This window comes from Bradyrhizobium sp. 141 (assembly GCF_023074055.1).
Taxonomy (GTDB): Bacteria; Pseudomonadota; Alphaproteobacteria; order Rhizobiales; family Xanthobacteraceae; genus Bradyrhizobium.
In genome coordinates this window covers 205,155-227,468 of record NZ_JADPKR010000082.1, presented here as the reverse complement: position 1 = coordinate 227,468, position 22,314 = coordinate 205,155, and the positions used below count along the sequence as shown (strand labels likewise).

The 22,314-nt window shown below is 63.7% G+C and carries 20 protein-coding genes; 8 read left to right on the top strand and 12 right to left on the bottom strand.

Annotation, left to right across the window (positions count from 1 at the left end; all coding sequences use genetic code 11):
* Positions 1-17 precede the first annotated feature (17 nt).
* Both IVA81_RS24415 and IVA81_RS40725 read right to left on the bottom strand, forming a co-directional pair.
* Positions 18-995 carry a peptidase U32 family protein gene (locus IVA81_RS24415; protein ID WP_247323200.1) on the bottom strand — a complete coding sequence of 326 codons (978 nt, stop codon included), beginning with the start codon at positions 993-995 and terminating at the stop codon, positions 18-20.
* A complete protein-coding gene (locus IVA81_RS40725) occupies positions 995-1,744 on the bottom strand; it encodes an SCP2 sterol-binding domain-containing protein (RefSeq protein ID WP_247322682.1) in 750 nt (249 codons plus the stop codon). Before IVA81_RS40725 ends, IVA81_RS24415 begins: the two co-directional genes overlap by 1 nt.
* On the opposite strand from IVA81_RS40725, the gene IVA81_RS24405 reads away from it, so the two are divergent.
* Together IVA81_RS24405 and IVA81_RS24400 are read left to right on the top strand one after the other, a co-directional pair.
* Positions 1,709-3,145 carry a UbiD family decarboxylase gene (locus IVA81_RS24405; protein WP_247322681.1) on the top strand — a complete coding sequence of 479 codons (1,437 nt, stop codon included), beginning with the start codon at positions 1,709-1,711 and terminating at the stop codon, positions 3,143-3,145. The two genes, IVA81_RS40725 and IVA81_RS24405, sit on opposite strands and share 36 nt — an antisense overlap.
* A gap of 1 nt (position 3,146) precedes the next feature.
* Entirely contained in the window at positions 3,147-3,743 is a 597-nt protein-coding gene (locus tag IVA81_RS24400) for a UbiX family flavin prenyltransferase (protein ID WP_247322680.1), read from the top strand.
* 37 nt (positions 3,744-3,780) lie between these two features.
* Here IVA81_RS24400 and IVA81_RS24395 read toward each other — a convergent pair whose 3' ends face one another.
* The 5 genes from IVA81_RS24395 to IVA81_RS24375 form a co-directional block, all read right to left on the bottom strand.
* Positions 3,781-4,104: a metal-sulfur cluster assembly factor gene (locus IVA81_RS24395; RefSeq protein ID WP_247322679.1), complete on the bottom strand. Its 324-nt coding sequence runs from the start codon at positions 4,102-4,104 to the stop codon at positions 3,781-3,783.
* Positions 4,101-4,610, bottom strand: a complete 510-nt coding sequence (locus tag IVA81_RS24390; protein WP_247322677.1) for a DUF2249 domain-containing protein — start codon at positions 4,608-4,610, stop codon at positions 4,101-4,103. Before IVA81_RS24390 ends, IVA81_RS24395 begins: the two co-directional genes overlap by 4 nt.
* 12 nt (positions 4,611-4,622) lie before the next feature.
* Positions 4,623-5,969: a hypothetical protein gene (locus IVA81_RS24385; RefSeq protein ID WP_247322675.1), complete on the bottom strand. Its 1,347-nt coding sequence runs from the start codon at positions 5,967-5,969 to the stop codon at positions 4,623-4,625.
* A gap of 234 nt (positions 5,970-6,203) precedes the next feature.
* Positions 6,204-6,989 carry a fumarylacetoacetate hydrolase family protein gene (locus IVA81_RS24380; protein ID WP_247322673.1) on the bottom strand — a complete coding sequence of 262 codons (786 nt, stop codon included), beginning with the start codon at positions 6,987-6,989 and terminating at the stop codon, positions 6,204-6,206.
* A gap of 5 nt (positions 6,990-6,994) precedes the next feature.
* Entirely contained in the window at positions 6,995-8,746 is a 1,752-nt protein-coding gene (locus IVA81_RS24375) for an acyl-CoA dehydrogenase family protein (protein WP_247322670.1), read from the bottom strand.
* Here IVA81_RS24375 and IVA81_RS24370 point away from each other — a divergent pair.
* Entirely contained in the window at positions 8,745-9,833 is a 1,089-nt protein-coding gene (locus tag IVA81_RS24370) for a LysR substrate-binding domain-containing protein (RefSeq protein ID WP_346659417.1), read from the top strand. The two genes, IVA81_RS24375 and IVA81_RS24370, sit on opposite strands and share 2 nt — an antisense overlap.
* Before the next feature lie 75 nt (positions 9,834-9,908).
* On the opposite strand, the gene IVA81_RS24365 is transcribed toward IVA81_RS24370, so the two are convergent.
* Genes IVA81_RS24365 through IVA81_RS24355 form a run of 3 tightly spaced genes read right to left on the bottom strand, consistent with a single transcriptional unit; the run spans position 9,909 to position 14,752 of the window.
* Positions 9,909-10,523, bottom strand: coding sequence for a TetR family transcriptional regulator (locus IVA81_RS24365; RefSeq protein ID WP_247322666.1), 615 nt, complete (start codon positions 10,521-10,523; stop codon positions 9,909-9,911).
* 15 nt (positions 10,524-10,538) lie between these two features.
* Positions 10,539-13,649, bottom strand: coding sequence for an efflux RND transporter permease subunit (locus tag IVA81_RS24360; RefSeq protein ID WP_247322665.1), 3,111 nt, complete (start codon positions 13,647-13,649; stop codon positions 10,539-10,541).
* A complete protein-coding gene (locus IVA81_RS24355; RefSeq protein WP_247322663.1) occupies positions 13,649-14,752 on the bottom strand; it encodes an efflux RND transporter periplasmic adaptor subunit in 1,104 nt (367 codons plus the stop codon). Before IVA81_RS24355 ends, IVA81_RS24360 begins: the two co-directional genes overlap by 1 nt.
* A 231-nt stretch (positions 14,753-14,983) precedes the next feature.
* On the opposite strand from IVA81_RS24355, the gene IVA81_RS24350 reads away from it, so the two are divergent.
* The 5 genes from IVA81_RS24350 (at position 14,984) to IVA81_RS24330 (ending at position 19,993) form a co-directional block, all read left to right on the top strand.
* Positions 14,984-15,565 carry a TetR/AcrR family transcriptional regulator gene (locus tag IVA81_RS24350; protein ID WP_247323197.1) on the top strand — a complete coding sequence of 194 codons (582 nt, stop codon included), beginning with the start codon at positions 14,984-14,986 and terminating at the stop codon, positions 15,563-15,565.
* Positions 15,566-15,639: 74 nt separating this feature from the next.
* Positions 15,640-16,440, top strand: a complete 801-nt coding sequence (locus IVA81_RS24345) for an SDR family oxidoreductase (protein ID WP_247322660.1) — start codon at positions 15,640-15,642, stop codon at positions 16,438-16,440.
* Positions 16,441-16,698: 258 nt separating this feature from the next.
* Entirely contained in the window at positions 16,699-17,859 is a 1,161-nt protein-coding gene (locus IVA81_RS24340; RefSeq protein ID WP_247322659.1) for an iron-containing alcohol dehydrogenase, read from the top strand.
* Between the two features lie 117 nt (positions 17,860-17,976).
* Complete coding sequence (locus IVA81_RS24335; protein ID WP_247322658.1) at positions 17,977-18,924, top strand: alpha/beta hydrolase; 948 nt, start codon at positions 17,977-17,979, stop codon at positions 18,922-18,924.
* A gap of 76 nt (positions 18,925-19,000) precedes the next feature.
* A complete protein-coding gene (locus tag IVA81_RS24330; RefSeq protein ID WP_346659416.1) occupies positions 19,001-19,993 on the top strand; it encodes an NAD(P)H-binding protein in 993 nt (330 codons plus the stop codon).
* A gap of 94 nt (positions 19,994-20,087) precedes the next feature.
* Here the strand turns inward: IVA81_RS24330 and IVA81_RS24325 are convergent, their stop codons facing one another.
* Together IVA81_RS24325 and IVA81_RS24320 are read right to left on the bottom strand one after the other, a co-directional pair.
* On the bottom strand, positions 20,088-21,092 hold the full coding sequence (locus tag IVA81_RS24325) for a nitronate monooxygenase family protein (RefSeq protein ID WP_247322654.1): 1,005 nt from the start codon (positions 21,090-21,092) through the stop codon (positions 20,088-20,090).
* Between the two features lie 23 nt (positions 21,093-21,115).
* Entirely contained in the window at positions 21,116-22,303 is a 1,188-nt protein-coding gene (locus IVA81_RS24320; RefSeq protein ID WP_247322652.1) for an acetyl-CoA C-acyltransferase, read from the bottom strand.
* Positions 22,304-22,314: the final 11 nt, after the last annotated feature.

The window sequence follows — 22,314 nt, the reverse complement described above, 5'->3', positions numbered from 1 at the left end:
TCACATATTCGAAAAGACTAACGCCAGGCCTTCCGATAGGCGCCGAGCGTGGAGGCCTGCCCTTCGGTGAACGGCTTCAAGCTCGCAATGTCGGTCTCACTCCCGCTCTCGAGCGCCGCGAGCGCATGACGGAAATGGCGCACCACGCTTTCGACATAGGCGCGGCCGCGCTGGCGGCCCTCGATCTTGAGCGCGGTCACCCCGGCATCGCGCAAGCCCCTGAGCAGGGTCGTCGCATCCAGGCTGACGGGATCCTCGAAAATGTAGCCGGCGCCCTGCGCGGTCGAGAAGCGGCCCTTGCACAGCGTCGGATAGCCCGCAGGCTCGCTTGCCGCGAACCGGTTGATGGTGAAGCCGCCGAGGCTGGACTTGGTCCCCTCCGCGGTCTGCTCATAGACTACATGGCTCGGGGGCGAGCAGACGCCCTGCATGTTCGGTGACTTGCCGGTGGCATAGGACGACAGCGAACAGCGCCCTTCGGCCATCACGCAGAGGCCGCCGAACACGAAGACCTCGGTTTCGCAGGCCGACTCCCGGGTGATCTCGGCAATCTCCGGCACGCTCAGGACGCGCGGCAGCACGACGCGCCGCGCTCCGAAATTCTCGGCATAGAAGGCGATGGCATCCGGATTCGCGGCCGCGGCCTGAACCGAGACGTGCAAGCGCTGGTTCGGATGGCGCCTCGCCGCGTAGTCCATCACTCCGATATCGGCGAGGATCAGCGCGTCGGCTCCGGCGTTCACCGCATCGTCCACTGCGCGATGCCAGATATCGACGGCGGAGGCGCGCGGGAAAGTATTGATGGCGACCAGGACTCTGGCGCCGCGGCCATGCGCCAGCGCGATCCCCTTACGCAGCTCGTCGCGGCTGAAATTCAGCCCCGGAAAATTGCGCGCATTGGTCTCATCGTTGAAGCCGCAATAGATCGCGTCGGCGCCGGCATCAATGGCGCTCTTCAGCGCCGCCGGCGTCCCGGCAGGACAGATCAATTCCATCATCTCGATTGCTCGCCTTGGCCTGATGAACCGATCACGCGGCCACGGGCGGCCTCGAAGGCGCGCCTTGCCGGCGCCCCCAACGGGCCAAACAGCGAGGACAGCTCAGTGGCGAGATCGAGCTGGGCGTCGTCGATCGCATTGCGCAGCGCCAGCACCGCTTCGACGTCGCCCTCGACGACGAGCTCGCGCGAGAACATCAAGGCATCGCCATCGAGCCTGCCTTCGAGCAGCGCCAACAGATTGGCGAGCGAGGCCGAGATCCGCGCATCCAGACCGTGCGGCAAACTGCGCACGACGGAAAGGCGCGGCGGCCTGGCCTCGACCACGAAGGCAAACGGCAGATCGATTGGCTTGATACCGAACCGCGCGCGCGCGTGATCGCCAAGCCGGTCGAATATCGCAGGGTTGCGCCGATGGATCCGCTGCAGGACGCCGGCGAGGACGAGCTGCAACGGCGACAGCGGCAGGGGACGCATGGCAAGTGCGACAAGTGGCGGAATCGTCGGCAACGGGCCGGGCGATGCGGCGGACGGATCATTCATGACCACACATCTGAACGGATTGCACGCCGCTGTATTTGAGCCGGAACAATGAAGACCGAAATCAACCCGGCTAGCTGTAATTTTTTGGGAGCTGTTCAGTTGCAACGTGATGTGCCGCGCTTTCGCGACTTGTCCGACTTCCTGCGGTTCATCGAAAGCCGGGGGCAGTTGCGACGCATTCGCGAGAAGATCTCCGTCGTCCACGAGATCACGGAGATCCACCGGCGTGTGCTCGGCACACACGGACCGGCACTATTGTTCGAGCAGCCCGTCAAGGCCGACGGCAGCCCGTCGGAGATGCCGCTCCTCACCAACCTGTTTGGAACGGTCGAGCGGATCGCATGGGGAATGGGCATCACGCCCGACCGTCTCGAAGAGCTCGGCGCGCTGATGACCGAACTGCGCGCGCCACGCCCACCGAACAGCATCAGGGATGCCTTCGGCAAGCTTCCGCTCGCGCGCGCCGCGCTGGCGACGCGCCCGCGCACACGCGCGGCGGCGCCGGTCCAGGACTGCGTCACGATGGGGCCCGACATCGATCTTGCAAGATTGCCGGTCCAGATCTGCTGGCCCGGCGAGCCGGCGCCGCTTATCACCTGGCCACTCGTGATCACCGTGCCGCCGGAATCCGCGACGGCCGACCAGGAGGAAAATGTCGGCGTCTACCGCATGCAGGTGCTCGGTCGCGACCGCGCCATCATCCGCTGGCTCGCGCATCGCGGTGGCGCCCGCCACCACCAGCAATGGAAGGCGATCGGGCGCGATATGCCGGTCGCGATCGTCATCGGAGCCGATCCCGCGACGATCCTTGCCGCGGTGCTGCCGCTGCCGGAGACGCTGTCGGAGCTGCGCTTCGCCGGGATCCTGCGCGGCGAACGGCCCGACCTCGCGCCATGCCTCACCGTCCCGCTCGCGATACCGGCCGAGGCCGAAATCGTCATCGAGGGCTTCGTCTCCGCGACCGAGACCGCGCCCGAGGGGCCGTATGGCGATCACACCGGGTACTATAATTCCGTCGAGGAATTCCCCGTGATGCGCGTGACGGCGATCACCAGCCGGCGTCAGCCCGTCTACCTCTCGACCTTCACGGGCCGGCCGCCGGACGAGCCGTCGCGGATCGGCGAGGCGCTCAATCGCCTGTTCGTGCCGCTCATCCGTCAGCAATTCCCCGAGGTGACGGACTGCTGGCTGCCGCCGGAGGCTTGCTCCTACCGCATCGCGGTCGCTGCGATCAGGAAGCGTTATCCCGGCCAGGCGCGGCGCCTGATGCTGGGCCTGTGGTCGATGCTGCCGCAGTTCAGCTACACGAAACTCCTGATCGTGGTCGACGACGACATCGACATCCGCGACTGGCGCGCCGTGATGTGGGCCGTCTCCACCCGCAGCGACCCCTCGCGCGATCTCGTGACGCTCACCGACACGCCGATCGACTATCTCGACTTCGCCTCGCCGAAATCGGGGCTCGGCGGCAAGCTCGGCATCGACGCCACCGCGAAGATTCCGCCGGAGACGGATCGGGAATGGGGCGTTCCGCTGGCCATGGATCCCGCCGTGGTCGCGCGTGTCGATGCGATGTGGTCGAACTTCGGCCTGCACCAGTCCTGACATGAGCGGGCGCCAAGGCATCATCGTCGGCATCAGCGGTGCCTCGGGCGCCGCGATCGGCATGCGCATCGTCGAGCTGCTGGCCGACAATCCGCACTACGCGGTGCACCTCGTGGTTTCGCCCGCGGCAGAACGTACGCTGAGCGAGGAAGTGGGGAGCGATGCGCTCGCGCGGCTGCGCGCGCTCGCCTTCCGCCACCATCTTCATTCGGACATTGGCGCCGCGATCGCCAGCGGCTCGTATCCGGTCGCGGGCATGATCGTCGCGCCGTGCTCGATCCGTACGCTCTCGGCCATCGCCTGGGGGCAGCTCGACAACCTTCTGACGCGCGCGGCCGACGTGCAGCTCAAGGAACGGCGCCGGCTGGTGTTGCTGGTCCGCGAGAGCCCGCTGCATCTCGGCCATTTGCGAGCAATGCTGCAGGCGACCGAGATCGGCGCGATCATCGCCCCCCCGATGCCGGCCTTCTATCTCAAGCCCCAGTCGTTGGATGAGGTAGTCGACCAGATCGCCGCCCGTGCGATCAACCTGCTCGACCTGACGAAGCTTCGCGCACCCGCAAAGGTCTGGTCCGGCCCAGGCTCCGAAGGCGTCTAGCCGGCGGAGCGGCTTCGGTCACGGCAGCTTCACCGGATCAATTCACCTCGGCAAATCCGAGCGACGACCTGACACCCGGCGAGATCATTGAGGGTTGCCAGGGCGGCTCGAACGTCATGGTGACGTCGACCGATTCCACGCCCGGAACGAGACACGCGCTGCTCGCGACACCCTCCTTGAGAAAGAACGCGGCGGGACAGCCTAGTGTCGTTGCGGTCATGATGATGTGCACGACGCCGTCGTCGACCGACACGTCATAGATAAAGCCGAGGTCGACGATGTTATGCCCGAGCTCCGGGTCGATCACGACCTTCAGCGCCTGCCTTATCCGGGCCACGAGATCATCATCGTCGATCGTCATGCGGGCACCCTCACCGTCAGTTGATAGGCATCCTTCTGCGGCGTGAAGTCGCCACGCCACTGGTGGCCACGCTTGGTCAGCTCCCGAAACAGGAAGACCGGTTCACGGCTGAGCAAGGCGAAGAGGGTTTGGCCCGGTGCGAGCCGCTCCAGGGCTGTCAGAATCCGAACCATCGGCTCCGGCGGATCGAGGTCGCGGTTGTCGAGATGAACCATTGGCTCCGGCCAATCGCCATCGCTCGACGCAGCGGAGGCCGGTTCAGCGGCTTCGACCGCGCCGTCGTTCGGCAAGAACCGGATCTCCCATTCGCCGCCTTCGAGCTCGGCTTCCCGATGCGCAAAGCCCCTGCTCGCCATGACGTCGAACAGAGGAACCGGCTTGAAGGGAGCATAGAGCCGCAGCCCCTCCCCGGGCTCGAGCCGCTCGAGCGCGGCCATGATGATCGAGAACGGCTCGCCGCCTGCACGCAGGATCGGCCGGACATCGACGTCGATAAATTCGGTCATTGCAGTCTCCTTTCAGTTTCGTGAGACCAGGAGATGGGGCATGGCCGCTCCGGTCGGCAGGCGCAGCGGCTCCGCCACATCCGCAAGCCGCCGGGCCCTGATGAACTCCTCGCTCAGGCCGAGCGTCGCAAGCATCACGGCCGCGACAGCGACGCGGAAGCCGAGTGCCGCATCCAACAGGAGCATCAACGTTGCCGCCCAACTTCCGGCAAAGAACACGACGAACCACTTCAACGCGCGGCGCTCGGCAACGAGATCTTGCACGCGAGGCGTCGGCATTCTGCCCATCACCGGACCATAGGTTTCAAGCCAGGTCAGGAACGGGACGATCTTGTAGAGATTCGCGAGCACGAGGCCAGTGAGCCAGCCGAACGCGACGAGAAAGGCGAGCGCGCCGACATGCGATTGGAAAAAGCCGATCGCCAGAAGCGCGGCGCCAAGGATTGCGGCTGCGGCAAGGCTCACCAGCGCAGCAAGGCTCATGCGCGTGTTGAGCTCGAGCGCGCGACGTTTGCGGGTTCTGTACAGGCCGAGCACGTCGCGGCCGTAGGCGGCCAACGATAGCAACGCCGCCGGTCCTGCAAGCAGAAGCGCCAAATTCAACCCGGTCATGCGCCAGAATGTAAGCACGCCGCCGACAAGTCCGACGGCCAGCGCGGTGATACCGGCAAGCCAGGCAAGCCGGCCGAGCCTCACATCGCCGTCGGGCGCGAGCATGAACATCGCAAGCAAGCGATAGCTGACGCCCATGGCAGTGAACGTCAGCCATCCGCCAAGCCCCGCAATCGCGTGGATCGGAACGCCCGAGATCAACAGGTCCGGCCATTGCGCACCGGCGGCGGTTCCGGACAGCACCAGCGAGAACATGCCGCCGAAGGCCGTCGTGACACAGATGCAGGCAAGCCCGCCTGCGACGAACCGCGCCGGCCCCGGCAGCGGACGGGCCGACCAGAGCGTCATGCTGAGATTGACAACGACCAACGCGAAACCGGCAATCAGCAGGACAGCTCCAACGGGAAGCAGCCAGGCCGGTCCGTTGAAGTGCCCGCCCAGAGCCAGAAAGCCTGCGAGCAGGACAGTCAGCCCAAGCGTCAGCAGCGCCAGAGCCGGCAGCGTCCAGCGCTCCGCGTAGAGCGGCCTTGCGACCAGCACCGGCACGAACTGGAACAGCGCGCCACACAGGGCCATGCTCAACCAGCCGACGCAAACCATATGGACGATGACGAGCGTATCCGGGCCGCCGATGTCGTGGTTTGGAAAACCGAACCCGGCGACCATCAGTCCTTCCGCGAGCAGCAACCATGCGATCGCGACCGCGCAGTAGCTGATGGCCCATCTACAGAGGCTGGTTCCGATCACGGCGTACTTCCCATCGCCTGCACACGAAATTTCGTGTCAGCGCTGGAAAACGGTAAGGGGTTGCAGTCACGACCACTTTGTCGAGGCGCAAACTCCGACGCCATTCGCGACAAGGGACAGGATCGCTGCAATGGGCGGCCACCCCTTACCTTTGCCCGGCTGCCCGTGCCGCAATCAGGCGGCGACCGGCTCGTTCTCAGGGACGGCGAGATCGCTTCTCACGCCACGCGGGTCTCACGAATATTTGGCGCTGACGCTGCCGAACGGTCCGAAATCGCCAATGAAGGTCTCACCTGCCTTCGGCCGCAACATGCCCGTCAGCGTGCCCGTGCTGACCATCTGTCCTGCCTTCATGCCGATACCCGTGCGCGAAAGTTCATTGGCAAGCCAAGTCAGCGGCATGACCGGATGATCCAGCAAATCGGCAGCCCTGCCTTTGCGACGCAGAGTGCCGTTGCAAATGAGGCTGACCTCCTGCCCGGCAATGTCGCGCTTTTGCCAGTCCGCAATGGCAGGGCCATAGACGATCGTCCCGGAGCCGGCACCGTCGGCGAGAATCGCCGGCAATGGCGGGAATGCCGCATCATGAACAAAGCGGCACTCTGCCAGTTCGATTCCAGGATGCAGCGACGCGACAGCCGCGGTCACTTCCTGCACCGTATAGGGCTCGGCGCGCGGCGGCAGATCGATGCCGAGGACCGCTTGATACTCCACTTCCGGAATCGGACTACATTGTCTGGCGTGCTCGACGCGCCCGGGCGACTCCATGATGGACGGTGCGAAGACGCGACCATAGATCGGCGAGTCGGTACGGAGCTCCCGTTGCAGCCCTTCCTTCATCGCGGCGATTTTCCACCCCGCGACGGTCCAGCCGAGCTCCTCCTCCACCATGCGCGCGATGCGGTAGGCTGTCGCCTTATCGGGCGGCACGAGACGCTGGTCGAGACCGCTCTGCTGGCGTCCTTCACGGCGCAGGCCAGCGAGCAGACGGGCGAGTTCACGTTGGGTCGACGGATCCATCCAGATTACTCCACCAGCAACGCGGCCGCGCGGGACAATGGCACGGGCGCTTCGCCCAGCAGCAAGTCGATTGCCTCGTCCTCCCAGCGCTGGCTCTCCAGGTTCAGCGCGTTCGGCTCCTGCAAACGGTGCTCGAGCACGAAGCGGGCGAGCAGCAGGCGGCGGGCATCGCCGCCGGATGCCCCCAGGCGAAAACCCTCCTGGATCAGCAGCGCCGCAGTGACGGCATGATAGAGCTTGCCGGCTGCGGCACGGCAGAAGCGCTCGTTCTCCTTGCGTGCGGCGACCTTTTCCGCAAAGCGCAGTGCGCCATTGATCGCATTGTCAAGCCGCGTGCGAAATTGGCCGGGAACACCCTGCGTGTCACCGAGCCGGGTCGCGAGATCGTCGCGCAGGGCAGCATGCGCGCCGACCTTTCCGACGGCGCGCTGCACGGCATCGAGCGCGTTGATGTTGCTGGTGCCCTCCCAGATCAGGCCAAGATGGGCGTCGCGCACCAGCCGCGCGTTCGGCCAGTCCTCGATATAGCCATTGCCGCCGCGCGCCTCCATCGCGCCGGTCGCCACCGTGACGTTGTCGCGGCAAGCGCGGTATTTGACGATCGGCGTCAGCAGCCGCAGCACCTTCTCCGGCGCGGTCGCCGAATAGAGCAGCGCGGACAGCGCCTGCTCGGTCGGCACCATCAGCTTGACGAGCTGCCGGCGCATCAGCGGATGATCGATCACCGCGCAGCCGAAGGCGCTGCGGTGACGCGAGGCCTGGAGTGCCTCGTTCAGGCAGCGGCGCATCATGCCGGCAGCGCGCGCCAAGTGCGAGACGCGGCTCGAATTCACCATCACCAGCATCTGCTTCAGGCCCTGATCGAGCGCGCCGAGCTGGTAGGCCACGGCGCCCTCGAACACGATCTCCCCGCTCGCCATGGTGCGGCTGCCGAGCTTGTCCTTCAGACGTACGATGCGATATGCGTTGCGACTGCCGTCCGGCAGCGTTTTCGGCATCAGGAACAGGCCGAGGCCACGCCCGCCTTCCGGCGCGCCTTCGGGCCGCGCAAGCAATACAGCCAGCTCCGCATCCGCGTTGGAGCAGAACCACTTCTCGCCGTAGAGCCTCCAATGCTCGCCGTCGCGCGCCGCGGTCAGTTCGGCCGCCCCGACATCGGAGCCGCCGGTCTTCTCGGTCATAAACTGCGCGCATTTGAACAGCGTGGCCGGATCCTGGCTCCACATCCGCGACAGATAGCGCTCCCGCAACTCATCAGAGCCGAACCGGCGCACCAGCTCCGAGGAACTGTCGGTGAGGTTCACTGGGCACAGCAGCCCGAACTCGGCCTGCGAGAACAGGTAATGAAACACGTATTTCGCGATCGGCGGCATGGCCGAGGGCCAGCCCAGCACGCCGCTGCGGTTGCACATCGCGTGCATACCGAATTGTCCGAACGCGATCCGCTCCATCTCCCGGTAGGCGGGATGGTACTCGACCCACTCCTCGTCGCGGCCATAGCCATCGCGGAGATGCAACACCGGCTGATGGCGCTCGGCCTGATCGGACAGATCATAAAGCTTGCTTCCAGCGAGCGCGCCGAGCTCGGCAAGATGCGGCTCGAGATGTGCGAGCAGTGGCGCTTCCATGTACAGCGGAAGCAAATCCCGAACGCTCCGGTCGACGGAATAGTAGTTCAGCCCACGACAGGTGGGCGCCAAAGCCTCGGAGCGTCGAGACGACGCTTCGCGACGAGCCAAACCGGCATGAGCGGTCATGAGCTTCCTCTCCAGATTGTCGCTCTTGGGGCCGGGGCGGAGCCGGCCAGACTTCGGGTATGACTTGACAGCGCCTCGCGCAAACGACTTCTTGGGCGGGGGCCTTGAGCGAGAGTCAAGGCTCGGTCATCCCGCGGGGCGTGCCATCATGGCTTCACGACGACTTCCTCCGCTGCATGCCGTACGAGCCTTCGAAGCGGCCGCGCGACATCTGTCGATCACGCGCGCCGCCGACGAGCTGAACGTCACGGTTGGAGCCGTCAGCAGGCACGTCCGCGCCCTCGAGGTGCGGATGGGCACGGCGCTGTTCCTGCGGGGATCGCGGGGCCTGGTTCTGACCTCCGCCGGCAAAGCCTTCGCCGATTCCACGCGCGAAGCGCTGGACCGCATTGCGGACGCGGCCGAAGGCCTGCACCTGCGGCAGTTCCGGCGCCTGTCCGTCGGCGTCTACGGATTTTTCTTGTCGCGTTTTCTGCTGCCGAGGTGGCTCGCGCTCAAGACAGCGCATCCTGAATTGGAGATCGATCTGCACACCAGCGCCAACCCTGTGGACCTTCTTGCCAGCCGCTACGATGCCGTCATTGCCGTCTCGGACGGAGAACCCAGAGCCGGCCTCGTCACCCGGCCGCTGCTGCCGATCGCGACCGTGCCGGTCTGCTCGCCAGCCTTGCTGAAGGATGGCGCGCTGGACTTCACGTCCGTACCATTGCTGCACAACAGGCCGCGACCGGACGATTGGCGGCGCTGGCTCGACCACGCGCAGCTCACCAAGGTGCCCGTTCGCGGCGGGAGCAGCTTTGAAAGCCTCGGTCTGGCCATCGAAGCTGCGACCGCCGGGCTTGGCGCCGCGATCGCAATCGAGAGCCTGCTCGCTCCGGATCTTGCTCACCTCAGTCTTGTCAGAGCGCATCCCATCGTTCGGCCGACGCGGCGTCACTTCGTGCTCGAATACGAGCAACGCATGGCCGACGACCCGGCCGTCGCCGCGTTTGCCGCGTGGTTGTCTGATGCCTGCAAACAGCAGGGTGGCAACAAGGCGGCAGCCGGGACATCCCCCCGGAAGCGTACGGTCGGGACTGAGCGTTGAGTTTCCGGCACGGGCCAAGATGCCGATGGCAGATTTCGCACCAGCGACGTCATCAGGGCTGAATGAGGCAGGCCCTTAGCCGGACTTGCCCAAAGCTTTCAGGATAAAGACAATTTGGGCGCGCATGCTTGCTTCGGTGTCTTCGCCGTGTACAGCGCAGTGCTCGATCAGAATTGGATGGAAGAAGGGCACGAACGCGGACCTGACCGCACGGGCGGCTTCCGCGGCGTCTTCGACGTCGAACTCGCCCGCGTCAGCGCCCTCGCGTATGATCGCCTCCAAGATCATCAGCATCCGCTCGATGTGCACCTGAATGATCGGCCAGTTCTCCTGCATGGCGGCGACGATCAGATCGTGCATGGGCTTTGCCTTGACCAGCATCATCTTGGTGTGGTGGTGAACACTGGTCAGCAGTTGATCGAGTTTCTCCGTCGCCGGCGCGTCCGAGCGTGCGATCGCAAAGGCGCTGTCGGCAACCTCGTTGATGAGACGCCCGCAGATGGACTCGTTGATTGCATTCCTGGAAGGAAAGAAGCGGTAGATATTCGCCGGGCTCATGCCGAGTTCAGCGGCGATGTCGGCCACCGACGTCCTGTGGTGACCGACACGCCGAAAGCGCTCTTCCGCCGCGCCCAGGATCCGGGCGCGGGCCTCGTCGGACTCTCTTCCCGTGCGGACCGGACGATCCATTGGAGCAACAGAGCCTTATTCGGCAGCCAATGCCGGTTGCAATTCCGGCTTCTCGGGCGTCACCTCATGGATCTCATCTGCGGTCGGCTTGATCCGGAACCACGTGGCATAAAGCGCGGGAAGGAACAGCAAGATCAGAACCGTGCCGACCGCCGTGCCGCCGATCAGCGTGTATGCCATCGATCCCCAGAAGACAGAATGCGTGAGAGGGATGAACGCGAGCACGGCAGCCAATGCGGTCAGGATCACGGGCCTGGTGCGTTGCACCGTGGCCTCGATGACGGCGTGATATTCATCCAGGCCAGCGGCAAGGTTCTCCTTGATTTGATCGGTCAAGATCAGAGTGTTGCGCATCAGGATGCCCGCCAGCCCAATCAGGCCCAGGATGGCGTTGAATCCGAAGGGCTGATGAAAGATCAGCAACGTCGGCACGACGCCGGCGAGGCCAAGCGGTCCGGTCAGCACGACCAAGGTCATCATCGAGAACGATCGCACCTGAAGCATGATGACGATCAGCATGGCGGCAATCATGACCGGGAAGATCGTCGCCAGCGCGTCATTGGCCTTGGTTGCCTCCTCGATCGATCCGCCCAGCTCGATACGATAGCCAGCCGGAAGAGATGCGATCAGCGGCTGAAGGGCCGTCTTGATGTCCTTGGAGACCTCCGGAGGCTGGGTCGCCTCATTGATGTCCGAGCGAATCGTGACGACCGGGGTGCGATCGCGCCGCTTCATGATCGGCTCTTCAAGTTGGACTTCCGAATGGCCGACCTGGTCGAGCGGAACCGCGCGGCCATCCCGGCTCATCAATGAGAAATCCGCCAGCCGCGTCGGATCCAGCCGCTCTCCGCCGGCGCTGCGCGCCACGATGGGGACATTGCGAATGTCCTCGCGGACCTGCGTCACGGCGATGCCGGTGAGAAGGAACTGGAGTTGCCTTCCCACCTCCGCCGGTGAAAGACCGATGAGGTTCAGGCGATCCTGATCCGGGATGAAGCGGAGCACGGGCGTGCGATCACCCCAATCACGGTTTGCCTGGCGCACATCTGGAACGCCACGCATGATACCAAGCGCCTTTTCAGAGATGGCGTACAATTCCGCCGGGTCGGGTCCCATGATCCGAAACTCGACAGGGAATGGCGTGTAGGGTCCGAACACAAGCTGCGTCACGCGCACATTGGCCTCAGGCGCAAGCCCGTCCGACACTGCCTGTCGGAGCCGATGCTTCAAGACCTCGCGCGCTTCCGCATCCGGCGTCAGCACGACGATCTTTGCGAAGGCCGGATCGGGCAGCTCCGGCGCCATCGCGAAGAAGAAGCGCGGCGCACCCTGACCGACATAGCTCGTGACGATCTTGGCCTCCGACTGGCCTTCCAGCCAGCGTTCAAGCTTTGCGACAGTGGCGGTCGTCGTCCCGATGCTGGTGCCTTCCGGCAGACGAACCTCCACCAGCACTTCAGGGCGGTCGGACGTCGGGAAGAACTGCTGTTTGAGGCCACCCATGCCGACGACGGAAAGCCCGAAAGCGACGGCGACGATGCCGCAGGTCACGAACTTGTGGCGCACGACGAAGGTGATGATCGCGCGCAGGCGTTGATAATTTGGCGTGCCGTAAATCGCGTGGTGGCCACCTTCGATCGGTTTGATCGCGGGCAGCATCTTGACGCCGAGATAGGGCGTGAACACCACGGCGACGATCCAGGAGACGATAAGAGCGAACCCCACGACCCAGAAGATGTTGCCGGCGTATTCGCCCGCCGTCGAGCGCGCGAAGCCCACCGGCAGGAAGCCTGCGATGGTCACGAGTGTTCCCGACAGCATCGGCGCCGCAGTGTGGCTCCACGCATAGGCCGCCGCCGAGATGCGGTCCATGCCCTCTTCCATTTTCACCACCATCACCTCGATGGCGATGATGGCATCGTCCACGAGAAGGCCAAGCGCCAGGATGAGGGCGCCGAGCGTGATGCGGTCGAAGAAACGGCCGGTTTCCAGCATGATGAGAAACACGACGGCAAGCGTCAGGGGGACGGCCGCCGCGACCACGATGCCGACGCGCCAACCGAGGCTGAGCAGGCTCACCAGCAGCACCACGCCGAGCGCCATCGCGAACTTCATCATGAATTCGTCAACCGATGAGGAAATGTTGACGGCCTGGTCGCTGACCTTGGCCAGCGTCATCCCGAGTGGCAGCGTCTGGGAGATCGTTCCGGACCTCTCCTCTAGCGCCTTGCCGAGCGCGAGACCATTCCAGCCCTCCTGCATGACCGCCGCGAGCATGATGGTGGGCTCCCCCTGGTGCCGGATGAGGTAGGTGGGAGGATCTTCGTAACCGCGACGGACTTCGGCGATGTCGGAAAGCTTCAGCGTTCGCCCGGCTGCGACGATCGGAGTGTCGGCGATCGCCTGGACGCTGTCATAGGCCCCCTCGACCCGGATGAAAACCTGCGGCCCCTTGGTGTCGATCGAACCTGCCGGTGTGACGGTGTTCTGCCGCTGCAAAGCGGCGACGATATCCGTTGCCGATACGCCGAGGGTTGCCAACTTGGGATAGGAGAACTCGACAAATATCTGCTCGGGGCGTTCACCGAGGATGTTGATCTTCTTGACGCCAGGCACGTGCAGAAGATCCTGGCGAATGGTCTCGGCTTGCCTGGCGAGCTCCCGCATCGGCATGCCCTTGGCCTTGAGGGCATAAAGGGCGAAGCTCACGTCCGAATATTCGTCATTGACGAAGGGGCCGAGCACACCAGAGGGCAGCTTGCGCGCTTCATCCCCGAGCTTCTTGCGGGCCTGGTAGAACTCTTCCTGCACGACGGATGGCGGTGTGTTGTCCTTCAGCGTCACGGTCATGTATGCATAACCCGGCCGTGTGGTCGTCTCCACCCGGTCGTACCACGTCAGCTCCTGAATCCGCTTCTCCAGGGGTTCGGCGACCTGGTCTTGCATCTCGCGTGCCGTCGCACCCGGCCACACGGTCGTGACCGTCAGGGTCTTGATGGTGAAGGAGGGATCCTCGGCCCGTCCGAGCATGAGGAAGGCGTAGGCGCCTGCGGCCGCCAGCAAAAGTAAGAAGAACAGCGTTGCGGCCCGTTCACGGACTGCGATCGCGGAAAGATTGAAGCGCATCAGTTGCTCCTGTCTTGAGAGGCTGTCCTGACGTGAGCGCCGTCCTGCAGGAGGTGCGCGCCCAGCGAGACAACCCGATCACCTGAGCTCAGCCCGGAGATCACGGCATTTTCGCTGGTCACACGCACAAGCTTGATGGGCTGAAAGCGTACGGCCGAGGTGCCGCTGTCGAACACCCAAACGCCAGTCTTTCTGCCGTCGTCGAGCACGGCTCCCAGCGGCACCTGGACTTCCGGCTGACTCCCCTGGCTTGCAAGCCGAATGGTGACCGTCGCGCCAAGCGGTGCCGCCGCGGCCTCACCATCGAGCACATAACGAGCCTCGTAAGTGCGGGTCTGGACATCGGCGGAATCTGACAATTGCCGGAGATGCGCAGTAAAGCGCCCATCGCTCCCATACAGGCTTGCATCGGCAGGCGAACCAATCGCCGGCCGGATCGTTTCGGGAAGCGCCACCACGGCTTCGCGAGGACCGGACTGCGCCAGCCGAACGACCGCCTGGCCGGCGGAGACAACTTGTCCCGGCTCACCAAGCGTTTGGGTCACCGTTCCGTCCGCGTCCGCCACCAGGACGGAATAGGTTGCCTGATTCTCGGCGACCCCTGCGTCGGCTTCCGCCGCGGCAAGCTGCGCTTTGGCTGTATCCGACGCGGCCTTCGCCTGCTCGTAGCGCTGCTTGGAAGTCCATCCGTCGCTGACGAGGTTGGCGTATCGCCGCTCATCGGCGTCGGTCTGAACGACAACTGCACGCGCAGCGGCGACGGCGTTGCGCTTCGCTGCGACCGCCAGGCGGAGGTCGGTCTCGTCGATCCGCATCAGCGGCTGCCCGGCTTTGACCTGCTCACCGACATTCACGAGCCGTTCGACGATCTTACCGGCGACGCGGAAACCGAGATTGCTTTCCACTCTCGCGCCGATGGTCCCGGTAAACCCTCGTTCGGATCCACTGACCGGCGCGGCGGTCACGAGACGGACCATCGGGGGCTCTTGCCTGGGGTCGCCGACCGCGGAGGCTTCTCGGGGTGGGATCCCAAGAGCAACGAAGGTCGCCACCCCTGCCGGGATCAGAATACCGGCCAAAACCGCAAAACCCCGCATCTTCATTGTCAGTCTCCGATTTAGATTTCGTGCGAACTCTATATCTCGTTTAGATTTCGAACGCAATCTAAAAAGGAGGAGGAGCAACGAAAATGTGATTATGGCCTTTCGCGAGACCTAAAAGGGGTGAAAGGGCTCCCCGCCCAACGGATTTCTCTTTGGGCCTCTTGATAGATTGCGTTCAGCTTCTATCTGCCGTAATAGAGTTCGAATGAAATCTAAATTTGGAGGGTGCCGATGCGAGTCAGTCGCGTCCAGGCCGCGGAGAACCGCAAAACCGTGATCGATGTGGCAAGTCGCCTCTTCAGGGAGCGCGGCTTTGATGGCATCGGGCTCAAGGACCTGATGGAAGGGGCCGGGCTAACCCAGGGCGCCTTCTACAAGCAATTCGCGTCAAAAGAGGATTTGGCAGTAGAGGCGTCCAGGCGCGCATTGGAGAGCGCGTCCGGCCGATGGTCGGATGCAGCCGCTCAGAATCCTGATGATCCGCTCGGCGCGGTGATCGGGTTTTACCTCAGCGGCGACCATCGCGGAGAAAAGATGGACGGCTGCCCGATCGTGGCGCTCGGCTCAGATGCCGCCCGACAGGGCCCCGACGTGAAGGCGGAGTTCGAAGCAGGAATCAAAGCGCATCTCGATGTGCTCGGCCGCTACATCGCCGGGACCGGCGACGAGGCCTCCCGCGGCAAGGCCATGGCGATTCTCGCGACGATGGTCGGCGCGGTGACGCTCTCGCGCGTCATCAACGACCCCGATCTGGCTCAGGCGCTTTTGGATGCCGCGGCCGAACAGGTTCGCGACGCCGCTGCTGCTGCTTGAAAGGATGGGCCGGCGTTCTGATTGAGAATGTGGCCGAGCCCCACTCGCTGATCAAATAGATGAGGACGAGAACGATGTCGAATGAAGCAATGAACAGCTTCGCCGGAAAATGGGCTCTGATCACGGGGGCCTCGAGCGGCTTCGGCCTTGAATTCGCAGATCTGCTGGCGGCGCAGAAAGTCAATCTCGTCTTGGCGGCTCGACGGCAGGAGCCGATGGAAAAGCTTGCCTCCGATCTCCGTCGCAAATACGGGGTGGATGTGCTGGTCGAAGCGATCGATCTTGCGGCGCCGGGCGCGGCCAGCCGCCTGAAAAGCAATCTCGACGCGAAGTCGGTGGCGATCGACATCTTGCTGAACAATGCCGGATACGGTCTGCACGGCGATTTTTTGGACACGCCAATCGAGCGCACCGCGGACATGATCCAGCTCAACATCACGACCGTCACGGAGCTGACTTATCTGTTCGGCCGCGATATGGCCAAGCGGCGATCTGGACATATCCTTCTCATTGCCAGCCTTCTGGCCTTCCAAGCCGTTCCCAGCTATGCGGCCTATGCGGCGACCAAGGCTTATGTACTCGCCTTTGGCGAGGCCCTGCATGAAGAGCTTCGCCCGCACGGGGTGGTCGTTACCAGCCTCTGCCCGGGGCACACCGCGACGGGTTTCGATGCGGCAGCCGGCGCAACCACGTCGGCCATGCTGCGCCTCCTCACCATGAAGCCGCGTCCGGTCGCCGAGACGGGCATTCGGGCGCTCATGCAAGGAAAAGCCATGGTGATCCCGGGCCTGGCGAACAACATGGCTGCCTTTTCAAATCGCCTGACGCCGCGATCGATGCAAAGGGCCACGATGAAAAGAATAATGGACGCTTGACGCCTGGAGCGGTTGCGTGTGGGCGCCTATCGAAAAAGCGTTAGGCCTCTCGACAATCCGTCGGAGCTGGCTCGCCTGGTATTGGCGGCAGCGCATCCATGAACAGCGATAGCGAACGCCGTTAATCCGGCGACGGCAACTGGCGCGATTTAACTCTTCAGCACGTCGCGGAGACCCAACGTGCTGAGATGCCGACTCGAACTTGAATGATGATCATAATATAATGCCCGATGATCGGGCGGCTTATGGGAGGAAGAAATGCGCAGGACTGGTGTACATAACTTTCCGGCAATTGACCGTGTCATCTATGGCAAACCCGCCTCTGAAGCTATCCGCGACGAGGCGGAGAGACTTGACGCAAAGCGCATCTTCCTCATCGCCAGTCGAACCCTGAACTCCACGACCGACGAGATCGAGAAGATCCGGCGCACGCTTGGCGACAAGCATGCAGCGACCTTCGACGGCATTGCGCAGCATACGACGCGCAAGCAGGCTGCCGAGGTCGCCCTTCACGCAAAGGAGACGCGAGCCGATCTCGTCGTGGCCGTCGGCGGAGGATCTGCGGTCGATCTCGCCAAGATCGTCATCATGGCGATGGAGCACGATATCCGCGATGAAGCTGGCTTCGATCCCTTTCCGATGGGACCGGGCGTCAGCCAATCACCCTTCCGCTCGCCGACAGTTCGGCAAATCGCGGTGCCGTCGACGCTGAATGGCGGCGAATACAATGCCGCAGCGCTCGTCACCGATGAACGCCAGAAGCTGAAGCAGATCTTCTTTCACCCCCAAATGATGCCGGTGGCGATCATTCTCGACCCCGCCCTCACGCTTCATACACCAACAAAGCTCTGGATGGGATCGGGCACACGCTCGATGGATCACGGCATCGAAGCATTGTGCTCGCCGGCCGGCACTCCCTTGGCTGACGAAGTCATCCTGGCGGGCATCCGCACGTTGCGTGAGGGAATGCTCCAGACCCTGCAACAACCTGATGATCTCGAGGCACGCCGAATGTCACAATACGGCTCATGGCTCGCGTCGTTCGGGCTGCAGGCCCGCGTCCCCATGGGCGCAAGTCACGGCATTGGCCACGTGCTTGGCGGGACCTTCGACGTTCCCCACTATTATTGCACGCCCGTCATCATGCCGAGCCTTCTTCGCTACAACAAGCCGTTCACCAAGGATGCGCAGAAGCGTCTGGCGACGGCTTTGGGCGCTCCGGGTGGCGAAGCCGCAGATGCCTTTGCGGAATTCACCAGGAGACTTGGACTGCCTGGGCGGCTCGCCGAGGTCGGCATCGGTGAAGACAAGTTCGATCGGATCAGCAAGATCGCGATCAATCATCGCTTCGTAAAGGCCAACCCGCGCCCCTTCAAAGACGAAGCCGATATCGTCGCTCTGCTGCGAATGGCCGCGTAGCCAGCGGCACTGGGAAGGCAAGGGAAGCGAGGCGATCCCGCCTCGCTCGTGGGGCCTCTAAGCCGGGAAGCGCGCGTTCGTTAGTTCAGACAGGCTCTACGAAGGAAAACGCCAAACATGATCGCCTCCGCTCCAACGGCCGAACAACGACACGCCGATATTCCAGGGCGTTCGCAGGAGAACTCTGTGGCGAGCGGCAATATCCGCAGGCGGACGGTTCACGCCAACGGGCTCGATTTCCCGATTCTGGAGGCTGGACATGGTCCCCTCGTGCTCTGCCTGCATGGCTTTCCCGATCATGCGCAGAGTTGGATCCCCTTTCTCGATCGTCTCGCGCAGGAAGGATATTGGGCGGTGGCGCCGGCGCTCCGCGGATATTGGGTCGGCGGCGCGGCGCCCGACGGGTCGTACCGGGCCTCGGCAACCGGTCGCGACGTATTAGCGCTCATCGAACTGCTTGGAGCTGAGCAAGCCGTTCTCGTCGGCCATGATTTGGGGGCACGTGCAGCCTACGCCGCGGCAAGCCTCGATGCGGGACGCGTCCGCAAGCTCGTCGGGCTGGCGGTGCCCTATGGAAAGGGACCGGCATCGGCATTCGTTGCCGACGGTGATCAGCAGCGACGAAGCTGGTACATGTTCTTCTTCCAGACACGTCTGGCCGAGATGGCCGTTCAGCTGAACGACTTTGCATTCCTCGACCGCCTCTGGCGGGAATGGTCACCGGGGTACGTGCTGCCAGCTCCGGCTCGTTCTGCACTCAACGAGACCTTTGCCCAGCCCGGCGTCCTCGCGCAGGCTCTGGCCTATTATCGACAGTTGTTCACCCCGCCATCCGACGCGTCGGCCCAAGCTCTTGAGGCTCTCGCGAGTGGCCCAATTGCGGTCCCGTCGCTCTATCTTCATGGGGCAGACGACGGCTGCATGTCAGCCCGGCTTAGCGAAGGCATGGAGGCGGCGTTCACGCGCGGACTCGAGCGTGTCGTCATGCCCAAAGCGGGGCATTTTCTGCATCTTGAACAACCCGAAGCAGTCTTCGACCATGTCCTCCGCTTCCTGAGGACCTAACCGGTCTCGCGCGCCGCAATCGCGAGAATCTGATCCGCCCAGAACCACTCAGTCACTCAGCCAAGAGGACGAAGCGATGTCGATGCGGCCCCCAATATTGATCACTGGCGCCGGTGGCGAGGTTGGCTCCGTAAGCAGGACGATGATCAAGATGCTGCTGTCGCAGCAATATCCGGTGCGCGCCTTCGTGAGGAGGAACGACGAGCGGGCTGAGGCGCTTCGACAGGCAGGAGCCGAGGTATTCGTCGGCGATCTTCTCAATGTCGCCGATGTCGCGGCTGCCTTGAAAGGTTGCCGGCGGATCTACTTCAGCATGAGCTTGAACCCCTACTATAGCGACGCAACCATCCTGATGGCCGCCGCTGCGCGTGCGCAAGGCGGCATCGAGGTTTTCGTGAACATCTCGGAGTTCGAGCAGACCTTCATGACGTTCGATCGAATGACCGCAGAGCGGGAGGCGCGAATAGCCTGGCTCGGAGGATCTGTCGCCGAATGGTCGCCGCAACAGCGGGCACATTGGGCGTCGGAGCAGGCGCTGCAATGGTCCGGTCTCCCGGTCGTTAACATCCGAGCGACGATGTTCGCCGAGAACCCGATCCTTTCGTGGTTTCCGCTCAAGCAATTGCTGAGCGCGGGCGAACTTCATCTGCCGTTCGGCACGCAGAAGATCGCGCCAATCGCTGCCTATGACGTTGCGGAGATTTGCGCGAAGGTCCTGATCGACCCGTCGTCACACATATCAATGTCATATGCGCTCACCGGACCGGTGTTGAAGGACATGCACGGCTTTGCGGAGGATTACGGCGCCACCCTCGGGCGCAAGATTTCCTATATACCCCAGGATCTGGATGCCTGGATCGACGCGTACATCAACTCTGCTCTGGCATCTCGCAATCCGCACATTGCGGACCACCTGAACACCATCACCCGCCTGGTCGCAGGCGGACGATACGACGTTGTCAACGACGAACTCGAAAGATTGCTTGGACGCGCTCCGAAGACCGTCCAATGGGCTCTCGAACAAAATCCGCGTATTCGCAAGGCACTAGAGGACGCACGGTCGCAGTAACCGCGGCTCGATCACCAAATCAAACCGAAGCCTCTCACCACACGCACGCGCGGGGATCGGCGCTTGACGCGCCGATCCCGAGCCGTGTCTTCAATCAAGCGACCTTCCGCGCGGCCCCGCTGTCGGCGTCAAGGAATCCGGTCAGCCTGCCCCTGATCAGGCGCTCGGCATCCGCCATGATGCGGTCGATCAGTTCCTTCACGGTTGGAATGTCGTGAATGAGCCCGACGACCATGCCGCAGCTCCAGGCGCCCGCGTCCATGTCGCCGTCGATCATCACCTTGGGATAGACGCCCGCCACCTGGTCGTGAATGTCCTCGATCTTGAGGCTCTTGCCCTTCTCTCGCTCGATCTCGAGCAGGTTCTCGACACCCTTGTTGTTGAGGACCCGTTCGGTGTTGCGGAGCGCGCGCATAACGAGCCTGGTGTCGAGCTCCGACGCCGCGACCAGCGCCTTCTTGACGTTCTCGTGCACCGGCGCTTCCTTGGTGGCGATGAAGCGCGTGCCCATGTTCATGCCCGCAGCGCCCATCGCCAGCGCCGCAACGAGGCTGCGCGCGTCCGCCATGCCGCCCGAGGCGACGAACGGGATCTTCAGCTCCTCGGCCGCGCGCGGCAACAGGATCATGTTCGGCATGTCATCCTCCCCGGGATGACCGCCGCACTCGAAGCCGTCGACGCTGACGGCATCGCAGCCGATCTGCTCCGCCTTCAGCGAGTGCCGGACGGAGGTGCATTTGTGGATCACCTTGATGCCGCCCGCCTTCAGGGCCGACATGTACTGTTCGGGGCTGCGCCCGGCGGTTTCGACGATCCTGACGCCGCCCTCCCTGATGGCAGCGATATATTCCGGATAAGGCGGCGCGCTGAAGGTCGGCAGGAACGTGAGGTTCACGCCGAACGGCTTGTCCGTCATGTCGCGGCAGCGCGCGATCTCCTTGGCCAGCAATTCCGGCGTTCTCTGCGTCAGGCCAGTGATCAAGCCGAGCCCGCCTGCGTTGGAGACGGCCGCCGCCATTTCGGCGAAGCCGACAAAATGCATTCCGCCCTGGATGATCGGGTGCTCGATGCCGAACAGTTCAGTAATCGCTGTCTTCACGAATGATCTCCCCGCGTTTCCGCTCAGTGGATGATTTCAAACAGGCCGGCGGCACCCATGCCGCCGCCGATGCACATGGTCACCACGCCGTATTTCGCCTTGCGCCGCCGGCCCTCGATCAGGATGTGGCCGGTGAGCCGCGCGCCCGTCATGCCATAGGGATGACCGATCGCGATCGAGCCGCCGTTGACGTTGAGCTTTTCCGGGTCGATGCCGAGCTTGTCGCGGCAATAGATCACCTGCACCGCGTAAGCTTCGTTGAGCTCCCAGAGATCGATGTCGTCGATCTTCAGGTTATGGCGCTTGAGCAGGCGCGGGATCGCGGCGACCGGGCCGACGCCCATCTCGTCCGGCTCGACGCCGGCGGCGACGAAGCCGCGGAAGATGCCGAGCGGCTTGAGTCCCTTCCTGGCTGCAATCTTGTCGCTCATGATCACGCAGGCCGAGGCACCGTCCGAAAGCTGGCTGGCATTTCCTGCGCTGATTGTCTTGCCCTCGAACACCGGCTTGATCTTGGCGAGGCCTTCGGCGGTGGTTTCGGGACGTGGGCCTTCGTCTTTTGTGAGCGTCACCTGCTCGTAGGTGACCTCCTTGGTGTCCTTGTTGACCAGCGCCATCCTGGTCGTGAACGGCACGATCTCGTCGTTGAAGCGACCGGCCTGCAACGCAGCGCCGACGCGGCGCTGGGACTCGAGGCTGTATTCGTCCTGCTTGTCGCGGCCGATCTTGTAGCGCTCGGCGACGACCTCCGCCGTATCGAGCATCGACATGTACATTTCCGGCTTCATTGCCATCAGCTCGTCGTCGACGGCGTGGAATCTGTTCATGTGCTCGTTCTGCACGAGACTGATCGACTCTATGCCGCCACCGATCGCGACCTCGACGCCGTCGAGCATCACCGAGCGCGCGGCAACCGCGATGGCCTGGAGGCCGGACGCACATTGCCGATCGATGGTGGTGCCGGCAACTGTCGCTGGCAGGCCGGCGCGGATCGCGCCCTTGCGCGCCACGTTCATCACCATGGTGCCCTGCTGCATCGCGCAGCCCATGACCACATCTTCCACCTCGCCCGGCGCGATGCCGGCGCGTTTCACCGCTTCGGCCATCACGTGCCCGGCCATGGTCGGGCCGTCCGTGTTGTTGAGCGCGCCGCGGTAGGCCTTGCCGACGGCCGTCCTTGCGGTGGAAACGATGACTGCTTCTGTCGTCATGCTGGCCTCTC

Excerpts from the sequence above, each read along its gene's own strand:
- IVA81_RS24380 (WP_247322673.1), bottom strand. The coding sequence starts at position 6,989 with ATGGATCCGTCGACCCAACGTGAACTCGCCCGTCTGCTCGCTGGCCTG.
- IVA81_RS24415 (WP_247323200.1), bottom strand. The coding sequence starts at position 995 with ATGGAATTGATCTGTCCTGCCGGGACGCCGGCGGCGCTGAAGAGCGCC.
- IVA81_RS24340 (WP_247322659.1), top strand. The coding sequence starts at position 16,699 with ATGCGCAGGACTGGTGTACATAACTTTCCGGCAATTGACCGTGTCATC.
- IVA81_RS24355 (WP_247322663.1), bottom strand. The coding sequence starts at position 14,752 with ATGAAGATGCGGGGTTTTGCGGTTTTGGCCGGTATTCTGATCCCGGCA.
- IVA81_RS24350 (WP_247323197.1), top strand. The coding sequence starts at position 14,984 with ATGCGAGTCAGTCGCGTCCAGGCCGCGGAGAACCGCAAAACCGTGATC.
- IVA81_RS24370 (WP_346659417.1), top strand. The coding sequence starts at position 8,745 with ATGAGCTTCCTCTCCAGATTGTCGCTCTTGGGGCCGGGGCGGAGCCGG.
- IVA81_RS24345 (WP_247322660.1), top strand. The coding sequence starts at position 15,640 with ATGTCGAATGAAGCAATGAACAGCTTCGCCGGAAAATGGGCTCTGATC.
- IVA81_RS24335 (WP_247322658.1), top strand. The coding sequence starts at position 17,977 with ATGATCGCCTCCGCTCCAACGGCCGAACAACGACACGCCGATATTCCA.
- IVA81_RS24390 (WP_247322677.1), bottom strand. The coding sequence starts at position 4,610 with ATGACCGAATTTATCGACGTCGATGTCCGGCCGATCCTGCGTGCAGGC.
- IVA81_RS24375 (WP_247322670.1), bottom strand. The coding sequence starts at position 8,746 with ATGACCGCTCATGCCGGTTTGGCTCGTCGCGAAGCGTCGTCTCGACGC.
- IVA81_RS24330 (WP_346659416.1), top strand. The coding sequence starts at position 19,001 with ATGTCGATGCGGCCCCCAATATTGATCACTGGCGCCGGTGGCGAGGTT.
- IVA81_RS24360 (WP_247322665.1), bottom strand. The coding sequence starts at position 13,649 with ATGCGCTTCAATCTTTCCGCGATCGCAGTCCGTGAACGGGCCGCAACG.
- IVA81_RS24395 (WP_247322679.1), bottom strand. The coding sequence starts at position 4,104 with ATGACGATCGACGATGATGATCTCGTGGCCCGGATAAGGCAGGCGCTG.
- IVA81_RS24320 (WP_247322652.1), bottom strand. The coding sequence starts at position 22,303 with ATGACGACAGAAGCAGTCATCGTTTCCACCGCAAGGACGGCCGTCGGC.
- IVA81_RS24365 (WP_247322666.1), bottom strand. The coding sequence starts at position 10,523 with ATGGATCGTCCGGTCCGCACGGGAAGAGAGTCCGACGAGGCCCGCGCC.
- IVA81_RS24400 (WP_247322680.1), top strand. The coding sequence starts at position 3,147 with ATGAGCGGGCGCCAAGGCATCATCGTCGGCATCAGCGGTGCCTCGGGC.